Here is a 19967-nt window from a genome sequence, read left to right on the forward strand (position 1 = left end):
TGGATTTCTGAGGAAAGCCAGCTTTTTTGCCGTATCGGAAATCCCCCGGATTAAAGGAATAGCGTATAATGAGATGAAAATTCCGTTTGGCGAGGATGAAGTTGGCAGAGCATGATATAGGATTAAGTCAAGATTCGCCTGACGGATTATGGAACATCGGTGAAAACGGCGCATATGATAAGATAGATACTTAGCTTAGGAGTGTGTGTACATGGACAATCGACTGCCTTACTACATGGCCTATCCGATGCCTTTACTCTATGATGACGACAAGGTTGCCAGAAGGGACCTGGATTATATGAAGAGCCTGTATCCTGCGACAGCCAAACGGCTGATTCCTTATATTGAAGATGAATGTGACAGGCTGGAATACGAAGGAAGCATGATGTATGATGAATATCCGGATCAGCTGCAGCTGCGGCTGATGTGCCGGCGGATATTCGACAGGGCCGAAGAAGATGAAGAAGATCCGGGCAGCTGGCTGAATGACTTGATTCAAGTCATGGCTTATCAGGAATTATGCCGCAGACGCTGTGAGCACAGGAACATGAGACGAAAATACTACTAATGAAAGAAAGGAGCCAGACCTTGGGAAGAAAGGCCTGACTCCTTCCTCGCTTTCGTGAGGGTGGACGGATGAGCCGGTATATGTTAGAATACTTATTGAACATATTGAGGAAGGTACGACAGACATGGAGAATATAATATTTATCGGTATGCCTGCGGTAGGAAAGAGTACAGTCGGAGTTGTCGTTGCAAAGCGGCTTGGATATCAGTTTATTGATACGGATCTTTTGATACAGGAAGAGGAAGGGAATCTTCTCAGGGAAATTATAGAAAAAAAGGGGATCGATGGGTTTTTGGAAATAGAGGACCGTGTGAATGCGAAAGTGGAAGTGCACAACACGGTCATATCACCGGGCGGCAGCGTAGTATACTGCGAAAATGCCATGAAACATTATAAAGAAATCGGTACGGTCGTATATTTGATGGCATCTTATGAGACAATAAACAAGAGGCTGAAAAGTGCGAAAAAAAGAGGCGTCGTGCTTAGGGCCGGACAGACGCTCAAGGATCTGTATGATGAGAGGGTCCCCTTGTTCGAGCGGTATGCGGACTTGACCGTGTGCGAGGATGGACTCAAGCTGGAAGATACGATAGACAAGGTGATCGAGGCGTTACAAAATGCATAAAAAGTTACGGTTGCATTAAGAAAAATGTAATATAAGTTACATAATTGTAAAAAATATTTTACAATTTTCGATTCTATGGTATAATAGCAAAGAATGTGAATAAAGAAAAATAGCTATCAGAGTTTTGAGAGTGAATATAAATTGATATTGAGGTGCAGTATGGAACAGTATATTATAAAAGGCGGCCATCCGCTTGTGGGAGAAGTAGAGATAGGCGGAGCGAAGAATGCGGCTCTGGCGATACTCGCAGCGGCAATCATGACAGATGACACAGTTCTTATTGACAATATACCGGACGTCAATGATGTCAATGTACTATTGGATGCAATTACCGGAATCGGTGCAAAGGTGCACCGCGTAGACCGACACACGGTCAAGATCAACGGAAGCGGAATCAGGAATTTTGATGTGGAGTATGATTATATCAAGAAGATTCGCGCGTCTTACTATCTGCTAGGTGCGCTGCTCGGCAAATACAAGAGAGCAGAAGTGGCGCTGCCGGGAGGATGCAACATCGGGAGCAGGCCGATAGACCAGCACCTGAAAGGATTCCGGGCACTCGGAGCCGACGTGGATATCGAGCACGGCAAAGTAGTTGCCGAAGCAGAGAATCTGGAAGGGCGGCACGTGTATTTTGACGTCGTGACAGTAGGAGCAACAATCAACGTGATGATGGCGGCGACGATGGCAGACGGCATCACAATCATGGAAAACGTGGCCAAGGAGCCGCACGTGGTGGACGTTGCCAACTTCCTGAACAGCATGGGTGCCAACATCAGAGGAGCGGGTACCGATGTGATAAAGATACGTGGAGTACACAGACTGCATGGGACGGAATATTCTGTCATACCGGACCAGATCGAGGCAGGTACATTTATGTTTGCTGCCGCAGCCACAAAAGGAGACGTAACGGTGCTGAATGTCATTCCGAAGCATCTGGAAGCAACGATTGCAAAGCTGACAGAGATTGGCTGCGAAGTAGAAGAATTTGACGATGCCGTGCGTGTCGTATCCAAAGGAGACTTGACAAGCACTCACGTAAAGACACTTCCATACCCGGGCTTTCCGACGGATATGCAGCCCCAGATAGGGGTGACGCTGGCTTTATGCAAGGGGACAAGTACCATAACAGAGAGTATATTTGAGAACAGATTCAAATATCTGGATGAACTGGCCAGAATGGGGGCCAATATAAAAGTAGAAGGCAATTCTGCTACCATCGAAGGGGTAGATAAGTTCTCCGGGGCCAGGGTGAGCGCACCGGACCTTCGCGCAGGCGCGGCGCTCTGCATCGCGGGACTTGCCACAGATGGTATAACGATTGTAGATGATATCATCTATATACTTCGGGGATATGAAAGATTTGATGAAAAGCTGCGCAGCATAGGCGCACTCATGGAACAGGTCTCTACGGAGAAGGAGATTCAGAAGTTTACGCTTAAGGTAAGCTAGAAGAAAAGATGAATCATATAAAACAGACATTTGAATCAGTCCGCATTTTGCGGGCTGATTTTGGTAAGCGGGGAATAAGATGAAGAAGATAAAGAATCGTTATATTATTCTGCTCATTGCAGCTATCGTTAATTTTGTACATGGAAACCCGTACATATGGACTGTGTTCCAGCCCCATGTCAGAGCTGAGTACCAGCTCAGCCTGGCGGCATCCAGCCAGCCCTTTACGATAATCATCGGTATCTTCGCCGTGGGCAATATGATAGGCGGATATCTTCAGCACAAGATTGGAGCCAGGGCGACAATCCTTGGCGGAAGCTTCGTGATGTGTACCGGATTCTTTCTGGCAGCAGTTGCACCGGTTGGCATGCCGTGGGTAATATCGGCCGGTTATGGGCTGCTCGGCGGTCTTGGTTCCGGCTGTGCGTTCAGCATGCTTGTAGCCGTGCCACAGCAGTGGTTTCCAGACAAGAGAGGGCTGGTGACAGGGATAACGGTAGGAATCGTCGGCATCTCCGGCGTCGTCATGAACCCGTTCTGTGACTGGCTGCTTGCGAACCACGGTTACAGGTATGCAATGCTGGCTGTGACGGGAATCTATGCTGTGCTCAGCCTGGGAGGCATATGTATCTCAGAGCCGGATGACAAACCGGACGGAGCTGGGGAGGGCAGTGCAGCCGAAACCGTGCAGAGGAAGCAGTATACCACAAAGGAAATGTTCCGGACGAAGACGTACTATCTCCTGAGCGTATCCATGGCCCTTGCCGTGCCGGCTTATGTGCTTGTCAATCCGCTTATGAAATCGCTTGGGATGGAGCGGGGACTGACGGATGGCGCAGCCCTGATAGGCGTCGTAGCCGCTTCGGCAGCGAATATTGCCGGTCGTTTTGCAGCGCCATGGATGTCGGACTTCTTCGGACGGAAGACGGTGATACAGGTATTGTATGCAACCGCCATGATTTCGGTCATCGGCCTCACGGTGGCAAAGGGCGGATTGTTCATACTGCTCATATCACTCGTGTCGCTTACATATGGAGGGTTTGTCAGCGTATATCCCGTACTGACTTCAGACTGCTTTGGCATGAAGTACCAGGGGATGAACTTCGGAGCGGTCATGCTCGGATACGGAGCCGTCTCCATCCTCTGCCCTTATCTGCTGGCTGCAGTCCAGGATACGCCGCTTGGAACCAGCCTTTCCTTTATCATCGCAGGAGGGATATGCATAGTCGGGATGGCTGTGACAGCCCGCATACAAGTCCGCCAGGAATGAATTGAGTATTGACATTTTGCGTGAAAGGCTGTAAAGTCTTATTGAACAACAAGTTAATAATGAAACTTTCTCTTATTCAGAGCAGTGGAGATACAAAGGATCTGTGAAGCTGCGGCAACCCCGTAAAGGAAGGTGCCAACCTGAGCGAGTCTTTCGAACAATAAGAGGATTGGTTTATGAATATAAAACAGTCCGCTTATGGCGGATTGTTTTTTTGTACAATAGGAAAAGAAGTTTCTATATTGCCAGAGACCACCGGGAGAAAGTTTTACAGTGCCGGAAACGGCCGTTAAGAAAGGAGAACATATGGAAAAGAGATTATTTACATCAGAATCAGTGACAGAAGGGCACCCGGACAAAATGTGCGACCAGATCTCCGATGCGATTCTGGACGCGCTAATGGAGCAGGATCCAATGAGCCGTGTCGCCTGCGAGACGAGTACGACGACGGGGCTTGTGCTCGTAATGGGAGAGATAACGACCAATGCATATGTAGACATCCAGAAGATCGTGAGGGATACGGTCAGGGAAGTCGGATACACAAGGGGGAAATATGGGTTCGACTGTGAGACGTGCGGTGTCATAACGGCCATTGATGAGCAGTCGCCGGATATCGCACTCGGGGTTGACAAGGCACTGGAGGCGAAAGAGAATAAGATGTCTGATGCAGAGCTGGAGGCGATTGGCGCAGGAGACCAGGGTATGATGTTCGGGTATGCGACGGATGAGACGCCGGAGCTGATGCCTTACCCGATAGCGCTTGCACACAAGCTGTCCAGGAAGCTCACGGCAGTAAGGAAGGACGGGACGCTCTCATACCTGAGACCTGACGGCAAGACGCAGGTGACGGTAGAGTATGATGAAAAAGGGACTCCGATCAGGCTGGAGGCGGTCGTGCTGTCTACACAGCATGACCCGGATGTAACACAGGAGCAGATACACGAAGATATTAAAAAATATGTGTTTGATGAAGTCATACCGTCAGAAATGATAGATGAAGACACAAAGCTTTTCATCAATCCGACAGGAAGATTTGTAATCGGCGGCCCTCACGGGGACAGCGGACTTACAGGAAGAAAGATAATCGTGGACACATACGGCGGAATGGCACGCCACGGCGGCGGGGCGTTCTCGGGCAAAGACTGTACGAAGGTGGACCGTTCAGCGGCCTATGCGGCACGCTATGCGGCTAAAAATATCGTGGCTGCGGGACTCGCACGCAGATGCGAGATACAGCTGTCATACGCAATCGGCGTGGCACATCCGACGTCTGTCAGAGTTGAGACGTTCGGCACAGGCAGGCTGCCTGACGACAGGCTCGTGGAGATAGTCCGTGAGCATTTTGACCTACGTCCGGCTGGCATCATCAGGATGCTGGACCTCAGACGTCCGATTTATAAGAAGACAGCGGCTTACGGGCATTTTGGAAGGACCGATATCGAGCTGCCGTGGGAAAAGACTGACAAAACGGAGATATTGTCCGCATATTTATAAAAATTTTATAAAAGTTTATGGGTGCTTTCGTGTGGAGCACCCTCTTTCATGCTATACTTAAGCTCGGAGGATATGACTATGAAGCTAAAAACGAGGCTTATAATAGCATTTTTGACAGTGATACTGATTCCGGTTCTGCTCACGTTCCTCATGGTCTGCGGGTTGAGCCGGTATCAGATTAATTCTATAGAAAAGACATATGAGATAACCGGAACGACAGTAAAAAGCTTTGCCAATTCCATGCAGGTGCTGTCCCGCCTGACAGAGAAGCCGTACCATGAGCTGGAAGAGATGGTGCAGGAAGATCCGGGGCAGCTTGAGGATGCCACATGTCTGGAGAAGTTTAATAAAAAGCTTGAGAAGAAAAAGGCATACCTGCTCGTGCGCAAGGGAACCACGATTATATATATGGGGACGGACATCGACAATGTGAACCATGTGATTCCGCAGCTGCCCGAATATGGGGAATCAGGCAACACATCCGAGAACGGGGTGTATCTGGGCGGAGAGGCGCAGGCACTCGTCAAACAGGTAGATTACTTATATGAGGACGGTGAACAGGGGAGTGCTTTTATAGTTACGGATGTCAGCAATATGATTCCGGAAGTGCAGGAGTTTATCGTAGATCTGGTGATGGGAATAATTATCGTGCTCGTGCTGACTGCGCTGCTTCTCATATTCTGGATATACCGCGCGGTGATGCAGCCTCTTGGCAAGATGCAGAATGCGGCCCAGAACATCAAAGAGGGCAACCTGGACTTTGAACTGAGGCCGGAGTCTGACGATGAGCTTGGACTGCTGTGCCGGAATCTGGAGGAGATGAGAAAGCGCCTGAAAGACAATGCAGAGGAGAAGGTAGAATTCGATAAAGAGAGCAAGGAGCTTATCAGCAACATTTCCCACGACCTGAAGACGCCCGTTACGGCAATCAAGGGATATGCGGAAGGCATCATGGACGGTGTGGCCGATACGCCTGAGAAGATGGATAAATATATCAGGACGATATATAATAAAGCCAATGAGATGGATCTGCTTATCAACGAGCTGACGTTGTACTCCAAGATAGACACGAACAGGATACCGTACAATTTCAACACATTGTCCGTGAACGAATATTTCAACGACTGTGCGGAGGATCTGTCGCTGGAGATGGAGTCTAAAAATGTGGAATTTGGCTACTTCAATTATGTGGCGCCAGGCGTACAGGTCATCGCGGATGCAGAGCAGATCAAGCGTGTGATACACAATATTGTCAACAATTCCCTGAAGTATATGGACAAATCAAAGGGAAAGATTAATCTCAGAGTCAAAGATGTAGGCGACTTTATCCAGGCGGAGATCGAGGACAATGGAAAGGGTATCGCGGCCAAGGACCTGCCAAATATATTTGACCGGTTCTACCGGACCGACGCTTCGAGGAATTCCTCGAAGGGAGGAAGCGGCATAGGGCTGTCGATCGTCAAGAAAATCATTGAGGAGCACGGGGGGAAGATATGGGCCACTAGTCGGGAAGATACCGGAACGACCATGTACTTTGTGCTCAGAAAATATCAGGAGGTACCGATTCATGAATAAGATATTGATAGTGGAAGATGAGGAGTCAATTGCAGATCTGGAAAAGGATTATCTGGAGCTGAGCGGATTCCATGTACAGGTGGCCAATGACGGTGAGCTTGGCCTTAAGAAGGCGCTGGAAGAGGACTATGACCTGTTTATCCTGGATCTGATGCTTCCGGGCATAGACGGGTTTGATATATGCCGGCAGGTGAGGAATGTCAAGAATACCCCGATTATTATGGTATCCGCCAAGAAGGACGACATTGATAAGATCAGGGGGCTTGGACTCGGGGCCGACGACTATATGACCAAACCATTCAGCCCGAGCGAGCTTGTGGCAAGGGTGAAGGCACATCTGGCGCGGTATGACCGCCTGACGGGGAGTGCGGCAGAGGTGAACAACATCATCGAGATCCGTGGACTCAAGATAGATACGACGGCAAGGCGTGTATGGGTGAACGGGGAAGAGAGGACATTCACGACGAAGGAATTCGACCTGCTTACTTTTCTGGCAAGCCATCCAAACCACGTATATACGAAAGAAGAGCTCTTCCGGGAAATATGGGATATGGAGTCCATAGGAGATATCGCGACCGTCACCGTGCATATCAAGAAAATACGAGAAAAGGTGGAGATGGATACCTCAAACCCGCAGTATATTGAGACAATCTGGGGTGTGGGCTATCGCTTCAAAGTATAACGGGACATATTTATAGCCATCCCATGTTACGGATGGTAATTATCTGACAGCAAAGAGAGGAACGGTCATGCACGAGCACAAGAAGAATATCAGGTGGAACACGATGCAGCTGTTGACACTCGGTTTTCTGGGAGTGATTCTGCTTGGAGGGATCCTTCTGTGGCTTCCGATATGCAACGAAAAGCCCCTTGCATTTGCGGATGCTTTGTTTACTTCCACGACGGCAGTCTGCGTTACAGGTCTTGTGACGATAACGCCCGCCGTGCAGTTTACGCTTGTGGGGAAGGTAATCCTGCTGCTTCTGATTCAGATCGGAGGACTGGGAGTCATTGCCTGTGCCACGGCCTTTTTCCTGATATTAAAAAAGAAGATTACCGTGCGGGAACGGGTTGTAATCCAGGAATCTTACAATATGGACCGGCTCGGCGGGATGGTAGGGATGGTCAGGCGGGCCATCATCGGAACGCTCGTTGTGGAAGCCGCTGGGGCGGTGCTGTATGCGGTACAGTTCATCCCAGAATTTGGAGTGGCAAAAGGGATCTGGTATTCTGTATTCCATGCCGTGTCTGCGTTCTGCAATGCAGGTATCGATATACTAGGCGACACCAGCCTGATGGAATATGTGACGAATCCAGTCATCAACATAACGACCATGCTGCTAATCATATTGAGCGGCATCGGATTCACGGTATGGACAGATGTCATCACCAACAGCAAAAAGATATTTAAAAAAGAAGTGCCACGGAAATGGTGGTTTACCCGGCTGGCGCTCCATTCCAAGATAGCTATCGTTACGACCGCCGTCCTGCTCGTGTCAGGCACCGTCGCGGTACTGGGCATGGAATATAACAACCCGGAGACGATTGGTAACATGAGCATAGGAGAGAAGGTCATGGCCTCCATGTTCCAGTCGGTCACTACGAGGACAGCCGGGTTTGCCACGATATCACAGGGAGGGCTCTATACGGAGTCCAAGCTGATCTGCTGCATCCTTATGTTTATCGGAGGGTCTCCAGGCGGTACGGCGGGAGGCGTGAAGACGACGACAGTGGCGATGCTCGTGATAGCCTGCATCACCTTTGTAAGGGGTGGCCGGGATACGGAATGCTTCGGCCGGAGGATTGACAACGCGAATATACGCACCGGCTTTTTCGTCGTGCTGGTGGCGTTCGCGGCGTTCCTGGCCGGCGTGACCGCAATCACGGTGATAGAGCCGGAAGATGTCCCGTTCATCGGAATCTTGTACGAGGCGTCCTCCGCAATCGGAACGGTAGGGCTGACTGCAGATCTGACGCCACATCTGAGCAGGGCGAGCCAGGCGGTCATCATGGCCATGATGTATCTTGGACGGCTCGGGCCGATTACGCTGGCACTCCTGTTCGGCGGAAAGGTACATCCGAGAGATAAGATACGCAGGCTGCCCAAGCGGCGGATCATGGTAGGTTAGGAGGTAGAGATGAAGAAACAATATGCAGTATTTGGACTGGGTAGCTTCGGTTCCAGCGTGGCAGTCACGCTGCAGAACCTTGGCTGCGAGGTCGTTGTGGTAGATAACAGGATGGAGCGCATCCAGGAGATTGCAGACGATGTGTCTTACGCGATACAGGCGGATATGCAGGACCAGGAGGTCATACGCTCCCTTGGGGCGCGGAATCTGGACGGGGTAATCATAGCAGTCTCGGAGGACATGGAGGCCAGCGTGATGGCTACCATCATATCCAAAGAGCTTGGCGTACCGTATGTGCTTGCCAAGGCAAGAAATGAAATGCATGCGAAGATACTGCGTAAGCTCGGAGCCGATGCAGTCGTATTCCCGGAACGTGAGACGGGAGAGCGGATTGCGAAAAATCTTGTATCCACGAATTTTGCAGACTGGATCGCGCTGTCTCCGGAGTACAGTATCACCGAGGTGGCCGTACCGGAGAGCTGGAGCGGAAAGAGCCTTCAGGAGCTGGATGTGAGACGCTCCCATGATGTGAGCGTAGTAGGCGTAGTGACAGGTGATAGGGTAGAGGTGAATCCGGATCCTAACAGGCCGCTTGGCCGGGATATGGTATTGATTCTGGTCGGAGCCAACGAGGCACTGGAGAACTTTCAGAAAGGATAAGGGCGGGATGCGATGATAACAAGTACAGGAAACCAGAAGGTAAAACGGCTTGTTAATCTTAAAAAAAAGAGAAAGGCCAGAGATGAAGAAGGCGTTTTCCTCGTAGAAGGTATCCGAATGTTCCGGGAAGTTCCGGCCGGCCGGCTTGCCGAAGTATATGTGTCGGAGTCATTCTACAGTAAGGAAAGCAGTACAGTCAGGCATGTGCTGGAAGGGAGCCGTATCCAGCCGGAGATATTGGCGGATCAGGTCTATGCCTATGCTTCTGACACGAAGACACCCCAGGGCGTCCTCTGTGTCGTGCGTCAGGAAACGTATACGCTTGCACAGGCCGCAGGCGGAGAACGGGCGCATATTCTTGTCCTTGACAATCTGCAGGACCCCGGCAATATGGGAACCGTCATCCGGACGGCCGAAGGTGCCGGGGTGACAGGAATCATCATGAGCAGCGATTGCGTGGATGTATATAACCCGAAGACGATTCGTTCTACGATGGGGTCTGTCTATCGGATGCCGCTATACCGGACAGAGGACATCGCCGGTGCGGTGCGGTGGATGAAAGAGAGGGGAATCCATACATATGCGGCTCATCTTGACGGGATGCTTTCTTATGATGAAGCCGATTATACGAATCCGTGTGCTTTTTTAATTGGAAATGAAGGCAATGGACTCAGAGAGGAGATTGCCGCGATGGCGGATTCTTATATCCGCATTCCCATGGAAGGCCAGGTGGAATCGCTGAATGCTGCCATAGCTTCCGCGGTGCTACTGTTTGAGGCGGCAAGGCAGAGACGGCAACAGTAATTGCTTTATAGACAGAAGTATAGTAAGATAGACTTGAGGAATACTATTACAAGAAAAGAGAGGACAGCATATGCAGACAATGTATTGGTTGGTATTATTTGTTATTCTGTTGATTGTCGAGATCCTTACCATGGGTCTGACGACCATATGGTTCGCAGGCGGCGCGCTTGTAGCATTTGTGGCCGGCGTGCTTGGATTTGGCACGATAGTGCAGATGATCGTATTTGTGGTAGTGTCCGTGATTCTTCTGATTGTTACGAGGCCCATCGCGGTCAAATATTTTAACAAGGAGCGTCAGAAGACCAATGCGGAGAGCCTGATCGGGCAGCAGGCACTGGTTCTGGAGGATATCGATACACTCCAGTCGAAGGGAAGAGTCGAGATAAACGGACAGGAGTGGTCGGCTAAGACAGATGAGCCTGACGGCCGCATTGAAAAGAATACAGTAGTTGTGATTGATGGGATACAAGGAGTGAAGCTCATAGTAAGAGCAAGAGAGGAGAAGGCATAATGGGAGCGTTAGTTGGTAAAATCATAGGAATCATAGTCATAGTCGTTGTCGTACTGGTTCTGATATCCTGTATCAGGATCGTAAGACAGGCGCAGGCGCTTGTCATCGAGAGGCTAGGCGCATATCAGGCGACATGGGGGACCGGACTCCATGTGAAGCTGCCGATCGTAGACCGGGTGGCAAGAAAAGTAGACATGAAGGAGCAGGTGGTGGACTTTGCGCCGCAGCCGGTTATTACAAAGGATAATGTCACGATGCGGATCGATACGGTCGTATTCTATCAGATTACGGACCCGAAGCTCTTCTGCTACGGAGTGGCAAACCCGATTATGGCGATTGAGAATCTGACCGCCACCACGCTGAGAAATATTATCGGCGATTTGGAACTGGACCAGACACTTACATCCAGAGAGACAATCAACACGAAGATGCGTTCCTCTCTTGATGTGGCGACAGATCCATGGGGCATCAAAGTCAACCGTGTGGAGCTTAAGAATATCATTCCGCCGGCTGCTATCCAGGATGCAATGGAGAAGCAGATGAAGGCAGAGCGTGAACGCCGTGAGGCAATCCTGCGTGCCGAAGGTGAGAAGAAGTCTACCATTCTTGTGGCAGAGGGCCATAAGGAATCAGCGATTCTGGATGCAGAGGCAGAGAAGCAGGCGGCAATCCTGCGTGCGGAGGCGAAGAAAGAGGCGATGATCCGCGAGGCGGAAGGTGAAGCAGAAGCTATCATGAAAGTCCAGCAGGCAAATGCAAATGGTATCGAATTCCTGAAGGAAGCCGGTGCCGATGAAGCAGTGCTGACGCTCAAGAGCCTCGAGGCTTTTGAAAGGGCGGCAGACGGCAAGGCGACAAAGATTATCATACCTTCTGAGATTCAGAGTATCGCAGGGCTTGTCAAGTCACTTGCAGAGGTTGGACAGAAAGACGGGACAGAGGCGTAGCATGAAAGGGTGTGATGGAGTTGAAACCCATCATAGATTTAACAGTAGAATATGGCCTTGTATTTGACGGAGGCGGAGCGAGGGGAGCTTACCAGATAGGTGCCTGGAAGGCTCTCAGGGAAGCAGGCGTGAAGTTGAATGCAGTGGCAGGAACATCCGTGGGCGCATTAAATGGCGCCCTCGTTTGCATGGGTGATGAGGAAAAGGCGGAGGACATCTGGAGCAAGATGACTTTTTCCAATGTGATGGACGTGGATGACGAATGGATGGAACGTTTCTTCCGGAAGGAGACGACAATCCGGGAATTCCTGAATGAGGGATGGAGCCGCTTAAAAGACGGCGGGATTGACATCACTCCGCTGAAAAAGCTGATTCATGAAGTTATAGATGAAGAAAAAATACGAAAGAGCAGCATTGAATTCTGCCTGCTCACATTTTCTGTGTCTGATTTTAAGGAGCTGGATCTGAGCGTGGAAGATATCCCGGAGGGGATGCTGGAGGAATTTCTGCTGGCGAGCGCGTATCTGATAGGCTTTAAAAATGAGCGCCTGCACGGCAAGAAGTATATCGATGGGGGCGTGATCAATAATGTCCCGTTAAGTTCTCTTGTCAAGAGAGGGTATGAGAATATAATAGAAGTACGAATCTACGGTCCGGGCAGGGAGCCCCGGGTAAAGATGCCGGACACAGGGGTGAAGTACGAGATCGGTCCCCGCGTGAAGCTGGGAAGCATTATAGAATTTTCGGGTAAAAGAAGCAGACAGAATATGAAGATTGGATACTATGATGCCAAGAGGATGCTGTACGGGCTGGAAGGATTTATCTATTACGTAGATCAGACTTACGATGATTTGTACTATGAAGAGCTGATGAGCGGGATAAAGGAGATCGAAAAGGCAGAGATTGCATTTGCCCTTAAGCTGTCCCTCGGACACTCGGACAAGGAGCTGTTCATGGGGATGCTGGAGGCGGCGGCAAAATTGCTGCATGTTCCGAAATATCAGATATACACAGTGGACCAATTATATGATATTGTATATAGTAAATATGAAATCTTAAGTGACAAGCTCCGCCTGCCACGCTTTGTTCATATACTAACAGGATTAAGAGAGGAACGTAAGATGAATTTAAAAGGAAGAAGTTTTTTGACATTGAAGGATTTTACACCGGAGGAAATCATGTACCTGCTTGATCTGGCAGCAGACCTGAAGGAAAAGAAAAAGGAAGGAATCACGGGAAACAGCCTGCGGGGCAAGAACATAGCGCTTATATTCGAGAAGCCTTCAACCAGGACGCGCTGTGCGTTCACGGTAGGGGCGGCAGATGAAGGCGGCAATCCGACGTATCTATCAGGTAATGAGATCCAGCTTGGACATAAGGAGAGCATCGAAGACACGGCACGTGTGCTCGGACGTATGTTTGACGGAATCGAATTCCGCGGCTTCCGGCAGGACCATGTAGAGGCGCTTGCGAAGTACAGCGGCGTACCGGTCTGGAACGGGCTGACGGATGAATATCATCCGACCCAGATTCTGGCGGACCTGCTTACCATGAGAGAACATTTCGGTTATCTGAAGGGGCTTAGATTTGCCTATCTTGGAGACGGACGCAATAATATGGCCAACAGCCTTATGATCGGCTGCGCCAAAGTAGGCGTGGACTTTATCAATGTGGCGCCGAAAGCCTTATGGCCGACAGATGAGCTGACAGACCTCTGCAGGAAGTATGCGTCGGAGTCGGGGGCTTCCATCACGATTACAGATGACGTGGATGACGTGGAAGGCGCCGATGTCTTATATACGGATGTATGGGCATCTATGGGCGAGGAGGACAAGGCTGCAGAGAGGATCGAGATGCTCCGTCCATATCAGATCAACAAGGAGATGATGGCGAGGACGAAGAAGGACAGTACGATATTCATGCACTGCCTGCCTGCAGTCAAAGGCAAGGAAGTGACGGAGGATGTATTTGAAGGCGAGGCGTCTGTCGTATTTGACGAGGCAGAGAATCGTCTGCATACGATCAAGGCGGTCATGGTGGCTACACTTGGGAATATCTAGGAGACAGGAATGAAGACAGAGATTCTGAAAGTGCTCCGCGAAAGCGGAGGGTATGTGTCCGGACAGCAGCTCTGTGACAGCTTTGGCGTGTCGCGGACGGCAGTCTGGAAGGTGATAGAGCAATTGAAGAAAGAAGGCTATGAGATAGAGGCGGTGCGCAACAAAGGGTACCGCCTCATAGAAAGTCCAGACTTGATGGGACAGGCAGAGCTGGAAAGCCTGATTGACACACGATGGGCAGGAAAGACGGTCGTATATGCCAAGGAGACGGACTCCACGAACATTCAGGCCAAGGTACTCGGGGAAAAAGGAGCCGTTCATGGTACGCTCGTCGTCGCAGACCGGCAGACGGCCGGAAAAGGCAGGCGGGGGAGAAGATGGACGTCACCGCCGGGGACAAGCATCTATATGACTATCCTGCTTAAGCCACAGTTCCTGCCTTCAAAAGCCCCCATGCTGACGCTTGTCATGGCGCTGAGCGTTGCAGAGGGGATTATGGGCGAGACGGGGCTTCCTGCACAGATAAAATGGCCGAACGATATCGTGGTAAACGGGAAGAAGGTATGCGGCATCCTGACGGAGATGAGTGCGGAGGTCGATTATATCAACTATGTGGTGACCGGTGCCGGAGTCAATGTGAATACAGACAGCTTTCCGGAGGAGATTGCCAGGACGGCGACCTCTCTTTATATAGAAGGAGGGGTTAAGCTGCGCCGCGCGCAGCTGGCTGCCAGAATCGTGGAACGGTATGAGAAGAACTATGAGATATTTCTTGAGACGGAAGACCTGTCTAGGCTGAAGGACACCTACAACCGGCTGCTTGTCAACTGCCGGAAAGAGGTGCGGATCCTCGAGCCGGGCAATGAATATGAGGCAATCGCTTCCGGAATCAACGATACTGGTGAACTGATTGTCACGACGGAGGACGGCAAGGAGAAGGCGATATTCGCAGGTGAAGTATCGGTAAGAGGAGTATATGGATATGTATGAGAATAAAGTGGTGCTCTGCGGAGCGAATTCTTACGAGGAAAAATATTATCTGAACCCTGATTTTGAACAGCTGCCAGGTTCTATCAAAGATGAGCTGAAGATCATGTGCGTGCTGTATGTAAATGATGTGGGCGGGATTCTTACACTTGTCTATGAAGAGGACGGCGGACTCTGCTTTGAAGTGACGAGCGAAGAAGGCGACCCTATGTTTGATGAGATAGGAAGCCAGCTGAAGATTAAGGAGCTGCAGAAGGAAAAACAGGAACTGCTCGCTGCTCTGCAGCTCTACTACCGTGTATTTTTCCTTGGAGAAGAAGTATAGGAGGCTGATATGTTACTTGTTATAGATGTAGGAAACACGAATATTACGCTTGGGGTATTTAAGGAGGATGAGCTGCTTGGAACGTTCCGCATGACGACGAAGCTGCCGCGCACCTCTGATGAGTATGGCATCACCCTGAAAGAGCTGGTAGAACGCCAGGGGATTTTGAGCGCAGATATCAGTGCGGTCATTATCGCTTCTGTCGTACCTGACATTATGCATTCGCTTGGCAGCTCTATTATCAAATACTTTGGCATAAAACCTGTCGTAGTATCGGCAGGGATCAAGACAGGGATAAGGATTGTGACCGAGAATCCAAGACAGGTAGGCCCCGACAGAATCGTAGACGCGGTGGCTGCTTATACGCTGCACGGCGGCCCTGTTATCGTCCTTGACTTTGGGACGGCCACTACATATGACGTAGTGGGAGTAGACGGGACATTCGAGGCCGGCATAACCGCCCCCGGCATCCGTACGTCGGCGCAGGCGCTCTGGGGTGAGGCTGCGATGCTTCCGGCAATCGAGATAAAAAAGCCGGACTCCATCCTGGCAAAGGAGACCATCTCCAGTATGCAGGCCGGACTCGTATATGGACAGATCGGGCAGACGGAGTATATCGTCAATAAGATCAAGGAAGAAGCCGGCTATGCAGATGCAAAGGTCGTGGCAACAGGAGGCCTTGGGAAGCTGATTGCGGCGGAGACGGACGTGATTGATATCTATGACTCGCAGCTGACGTTAAAAGGACTGAGGATTATATATGAAAAAAATAGGAAACGTTGAGCTTGAAAATCCATACATTCTGGCGCCTATGGCAGGGGTTACCGACCTGCCATTTCGTCTGCTGTGCAAGGAGCAGGGGGCAGGACTGCTCTGTATGGAGATGGTCAGTGCGAAGGCGCTGCAGTACAAGAACAAAAATACAAAGCTGCTCCTTGCCATCCACCCGGAAGAATATCCGGTGTCGCTGCAGCTGTTCGGCTCAGACCCTTACATTATGAGCGAGATTGCGAAACAGATTGAAGAGCTTCCATTTCAGATACTGGATATCAACATGGGATGCCCGGTACCGAAAGTGGTGAAGAACGGAGAGGGTTCTGCACTGATGAGAGAACCGGGACTCGTGTATGACATCGTGAATGAGACGGTAAAGGCTATCAGGAAACCGGTTACTGTCAAGATCAGAAAAGGGTTTGACGAGGAGCATGTTAACGCGGTGGAGATTGCAAGGGTCATTGAAGAGGCAGGCGCCGCTGCGGTGGCTGTACACGGCAGGACGAGAGAACAATACTATTCGGGAAAGGCGGACTGGGATATCATCCGGAGGGTAAAGGAAGCCGTTACCATCCCTGTCATCGGGAATGGTGACGTGGTATCGGCCGAGTCGGCGGCAGCCATGCAGGAACGTACCGGATGCGATATGGTGATGATAGGAAGGGCGGCGCAGGGGAACCCGTGGATTTTCAGGGAGTTAAGAGAGCATGACATACATGGGGGATATCCTCCGCGCCCTGCCCCGGAAGAAGTAAAGCAGACGATGCTAGCGCATGCCCGGATGCAGATTGAATATAAGGGAGAATATCTTGGTATCCGGGAGATGAGAAAGCATGTGGCATGGTATACGAAGGGGATGAAGGGGTCTTCAAAACTGAGGGCACAGATCAACAGCGTAGAGTCATATGAAGAGCTGGAACATCTGCTTGCAGACCGGATTGCTGGATAAAATTGAGATAATAAAAGAGCCTTGTCCTACATATACTTAACCAATATGTGAGGCGGGGCTTTTCTGTAAAAGGTAAGATGATTTCTCATATCGAAAAATGATTGACATTAGGCGGCTGATTATGTATAATAATGAAATTGTGAAAGTATCTTTTCAATACAGACAGCAAAGCGAGAACGATACAGGAAGACCTGTGAAAGAATAGAGACAGAAATCTGTGTATATTAAGGAGAAGAGGGACATGGAAGCAAAGAAAAAATTACTTACTTATGCAGGCCTGAAGGCACTGGAGGATGAACTTGAGAACTTGAAGGTTGTAAAGCGGAAGGAAGTAGCAGGCAAAATCAAAGAGGCAAGGGAGCAGGGCGATCTGTCTGAGAATGCAGAGTACGATGCGGCTAAGGATGAGCAGCGCGATATCGAGGCCCGTATCGAAGAGCTGGAAGGCATATTGAAGAATGCGGAAGTCGTTGTGGAAGATGAAGTGGATTTCGATAAGATTAATGTCGGCTGTGCTGTGAAAGTATTCGATAAGACATTTGATGAAGAGATGGAATTTAAAATAGTAGGTTCTACCGAGGCCAACAGTCTGGAAGGCAAGATATCCAATGAATCGCCGGTAGGCCAGGCTCTGATGGGCAAGAAGGTAGGAGAGACCGTGAAGGTAGAGACGCAGGCAGGCGAGATGGCATACAAGATTCTTGAAATCAGCCGTTCCATGTAGCACATAGGAGACCTGTTCAATCGAAAGGAGAGGGTAACGTGTCCAAACAGCAGGGAAATGTACAGGAGCCGGATATCAACCAGTTAAGGAAGGTCCGCCGGGAAAAATTAAAAGAGCTTCAAGATAATGGGAAGGATCCTTATCAGGTCATGCGCTATGAGGCGACTGCCCATGCCGCACATATAAAGGAACACTATGATGAGATGGAAGGAAAGCACGTATCTGTGGCAGGACGTGTCATGCAGAAGCGTGTCATGGGCAAGGCTTCTTTCTGCAATGTGCTTGACCAGAGCGGAGGCATCCAGTCATATGTGGCAAGGGACAGCATGGGAGAAGAGGCGTACAGGGAATTCAAGAAGCTCGACATCGGGGACATCGTTGGCGTAGAAGGCGAAGTGTTTAAGACGAAGACCGGGGAGATCTCCATACATGCATCAGCAGTGAAGCTTCTGTCCAAGAGCCTCCAGATTCTCCCTGAGAAGTTCCACGGACTTACGAATACGGATATTCGTTACCGTCAGAGATATGTGGACCTGATTATGAATCCGGAAGTAAGGGATACCTTTATCAAGCGCTCCCATATTATAAGTGCCATCAGGAGATACCTGGACGGACAGGGATTTCTGGAAGTAGAGACGCCGATGCTCGTAAGCAATGCCGGAGGGGCCGCGGCAAGGCCGTTTGAGACGCATTTTAACGCGCTTGGCGAGGACTTCAAGCTGAGGATTTCCCTGGAACTTTACTTAAAGCGCCTTATCGTGGGCGGTCTCGAGAAAGTATATGAGATAGGTCGTGTATTCCGCAACGAAGGGCTTGATACGAGACACAACCCTGAGTTTACACTCATGGAATTATATCAGGCATATACCGATTACAACGGAATGATGGATCTCACAGAGAACCTTTACCGCCATGTGGCACAGGAGGTGCTCGGTACGACGACAATCGTGTACAATGGTGTAGAGATGGATCTCGGCAAGCCGTTCGAGAGAATCACGATGATTGACGCAGTGAAAAAGTATGCCGGAGTGGACTGGAACGACATACAGACATTGGAGGAGGCCAGAGCATTAGCCGACAAGCATCATGTTGAATATGAGGACAGGCATAAGAAGGGAGATATCCTGAGCCTGTTCTTCGAGGAATTTGCAGAAGAGCATCTCATCCAGCCGACATTCGTTATGGATCACCCGATTGAGATATCACCGCTCACGAAGAAGAAGCCGGAGAATCCGGAGTACGTGGAACGGTTTGAATTCTTTATGAACGGATGGGAGATGGCGAATGCTTATTCCGAGCTCAACGACCCGCTTGACCAGAGAGAGCGTTTCAAGGCACAGGAAGAGCTGCTGGCACAGGGCGATGAAGAAGCCAATACGACAGATGAGGACTTCCTTAATGCACTGGAAATCGGTATGCCGCCTACCGGAGGCATCGGATTTGGAATTGACCGGATGTGCATGCTGATGACTGACGCGGCTGCAATCCGGGATGTGCTGCTGTTCCCGACGATGAAGAGCCTTGATACGGATAAGAAAGCTTCTAAAGCTTCAACAGCAGATCGGACAGAGGCTGAAAAACCGGCTGAGAAGATTGATTTTTCTAAGGTAAAGGTAGAGCCGTTATTTGAGGAAATGGTTGATTTTGATACATTCAGCAAATCCGATTTCAGAGCTGTAAAGGTAAAAGCTTGTGAAGCTGTTAAGAAATCCAAAAAACTCCTTCAGTTCACCCTGAATGACGGAACAGATACAGATCGTACCATTTTAAGCGGTATTCACGATTATTATGAACCAGAAGAATTGGTTGGAAAAACACTGATTGCTATCACAAACCTGCCACCAAGGGCTATGATGGGAATCGATTCCTGCGGTATGCTGATATCAGCAATCCACGAGGAAGAAGGAGAAGAAAAACTTCATCTTCTTATGGTTGATGATCATATCCCGGCTGGTGCAAAGCTGTATTAAAAAATAAGTTAACTTTAAAGGGCCTTTTTTGAAGCAATTTCAGAAAGGGCTTTTTTATTTTGTCTTTAAATTTATAAAGTCGTGAATATTATGATGGAATTTCCGGGAATCCATGATAAAATATATATAATAAAAAACAAGAT

The 19967-nt window shown here is 49.7% G+C and carries 19 protein-coding genes and 1 riboswitch; all 19 genes read left to right on the plus strand.

The window, feature by feature from the left end:
• The first annotated feature begins 211 nt into the window (after nt 1-211).
• The 19 genes from HJV72_RS13720 to lysS all read left to right on the plus strand — a co-directional run bounded on the left by HJV72_RS13720 (nt 212) and on the right by lysS (nt 19824).
• Entirely contained in the window at nt 212-568 is a 357-nt protein-coding gene (locus tag HJV72_RS13720) for a hypothetical protein (protein WP_049728617.1), read from the plus strand.
• A gap of 124 nt (nt 569-692) precedes the next feature.
• Nucleotides 693-1193: a shikimate kinase gene (locus HJV72_RS13725; RefSeq protein WP_208071710.1), complete on the plus strand. Its 501-nt coding sequence runs from the start codon at nt 693-695 to the stop codon at nt 1191-1193.
• A gap of 159 nt (nt 1194-1352) precedes the next feature.
• Nucleotides 1353-2645 carry a UDP-N-acetylglucosamine 1-carboxyvinyltransferase gene (locus HJV72_RS13730; RefSeq protein WP_208071712.1) on the plus strand — a complete coding sequence of 431 codons (1293 nt, stop codon included), beginning with the start codon at nt 1353-1355 and terminating at the stop codon, nt 2643-2645.
• A 79-nt stretch (nt 2646-2724) separates the two neighbouring features.
• Nucleotides 2725-3915, plus strand: a complete 1191-nt coding sequence (locus HJV72_RS13735) for an MFS transporter (protein WP_208071713.1) — start codon at nt 2725-2727, stop codon at nt 3913-3915.
• Nucleotides 3916-3984: 69 nt separating this feature from the next.
• A riboswitch (SAM riboswitch) is annotated at nt 3985-4082 on the plus strand.
• 139 nt (nt 4083-4221) lie between these two features.
• Entirely contained in the window at nt 4222-5409 is a 1188-nt protein-coding gene (gene metK / locus HJV72_RS13740) for a methionine adenosyltransferase (protein ID WP_208071715.1), read from the plus strand.
• Between the two features lie 78 nt (nt 5410-5487).
• Nucleotides 5488-6984, plus strand: coding sequence for a HAMP domain-containing sensor histidine kinase (locus HJV72_RS13745; protein ID WP_208071717.1), 1497 nt, complete (start codon nt 5488-5490; stop codon nt 6982-6984).
• Nucleotides 6977-7666 carry a response regulator transcription factor gene (locus HJV72_RS13750; RefSeq protein ID WP_208071719.1) on the plus strand — a complete coding sequence of 230 codons (690 nt, stop codon included), beginning with the start codon at nt 6977-6979 and terminating at the stop codon, nt 7664-7666. Before HJV72_RS13745 ends, HJV72_RS13750 begins: the two co-directional genes overlap by 8 nt.
• Nucleotides 7667-7733: 67 nt before the next feature.
• On the plus strand, nt 7734-9113 hold the full coding sequence (locus HJV72_RS13755) for a TrkH family potassium uptake protein (protein ID WP_208071721.1): 1380 nt from the start codon (nt 7734-7736) through the stop codon (nt 9111-9113).
• Nucleotides 9114-9122: 9 nt separating this feature from the next.
• The gene (locus HJV72_RS13760; protein WP_208071724.1) at nt 9123-9773 is read left to right on the plus strand and encodes a potassium channel family protein; all 651 of its coding nucleotides are present in this window, start codon (nt 9123-9125) and stop codon (nt 9771-9773) included.
• 12 nt (nt 9774-9785) lie between these two features.
• Entirely contained in the window at nt 9786-10577 is a 792-nt protein-coding gene (locus HJV72_RS13765) for a TrmH family RNA methyltransferase (RefSeq protein ID WP_208071727.1), read from the plus strand.
• Between the two features lie 70 nt (nt 10578-10647).
• On the plus strand, nt 10648-11088 hold the full coding sequence (locus HJV72_RS13770) for an NfeD family protein (RefSeq protein ID WP_208071729.1): 441 nt from the start codon (nt 10648-10650) through the stop codon (nt 11086-11088).
• Nucleotides 11088-12035 carry an SPFH domain-containing protein gene (locus HJV72_RS13775; RefSeq protein WP_049728627.1) on the plus strand — a complete coding sequence of 316 codons (948 nt, stop codon included), beginning with the start codon at nt 11088-11090 and terminating at the stop codon, nt 12033-12035. The genes HJV72_RS13770 and HJV72_RS13775 overlap by 1 nt, the downstream gene beginning before the upstream one ends.
• Before the next feature lie 14 nt (nt 12036-12049).
• Nucleotides 12050-14095, plus strand: coding sequence for an ornithine carbamoyltransferase (gene argF / locus HJV72_RS20350; protein WP_243765648.1), 2046 nt, complete (start codon nt 12050-12052; stop codon nt 14093-14095).
• Nucleotides 14096-14104: 9 nt separating this feature from the next.
• Nucleotides 14105-15085 carry a biotin--[acetyl-CoA-carboxylase] ligase gene (locus HJV72_RS13785; RefSeq protein WP_208071731.1) on the plus strand — a complete coding sequence of 327 codons (981 nt, stop codon included), beginning with the start codon at nt 14105-14107 and terminating at the stop codon, nt 15083-15085.
• Nucleotides 15078-15407, plus strand: a complete 330-nt coding sequence (locus tag HJV72_RS13790) for a DUF6145 family protein (protein WP_066581886.1) — start codon at nt 15078-15080, stop codon at nt 15405-15407. Before HJV72_RS13785 ends, HJV72_RS13790 begins: the two co-directional genes overlap by 8 nt.
• Before the next feature lie 9 nt (nt 15408-15416).
• The gene (locus HJV72_RS13795; RefSeq protein ID WP_208071733.1) at nt 15417-16190 is read left to right on the plus strand and encodes a type III pantothenate kinase; all 774 of its coding nucleotides are present in this window, start codon (nt 15417-15419) and stop codon (nt 16188-16190) included.
• Entirely contained in the window at nt 16168-17130 is a 963-nt protein-coding gene (gene dusB / locus HJV72_RS13800; RefSeq protein ID WP_208071736.1) for a tRNA dihydrouridine synthase DusB, read from the plus strand. Before HJV72_RS13795 ends, dusB begins: the two co-directional genes overlap by 23 nt.
• Nucleotides 17131-17371: 241 nt before the next feature.
• Nucleotides 17372-17854 (plus strand): transcription elongation factor GreA, encoded by a 483-nt coding sequence (gene greA / locus HJV72_RS13805; RefSeq protein ID WP_066580657.1) that lies wholly within the window; start codon nt 17372-17374, stop codon nt 17852-17854.
• Nucleotides 17855-17892: 38 nt separating this feature from the next.
• A complete protein-coding gene (lysS, locus tag HJV72_RS13810) occupies nt 17893-19824 on the plus strand; it encodes a lysine--tRNA ligase (protein ID WP_208071738.1) in 1932 nt (643 codons plus the stop codon).
• The last annotated feature ends 143 nt before the right edge of the window (nt 19825-19967 follow it).

The organism is Extibacter sp. GGCC_0201, from assembly GCF_017566055.1.
Lineage (GTDB): Bacteria > Bacillota > Clostridia > Lachnospirales > Lachnospiraceae > Extibacter.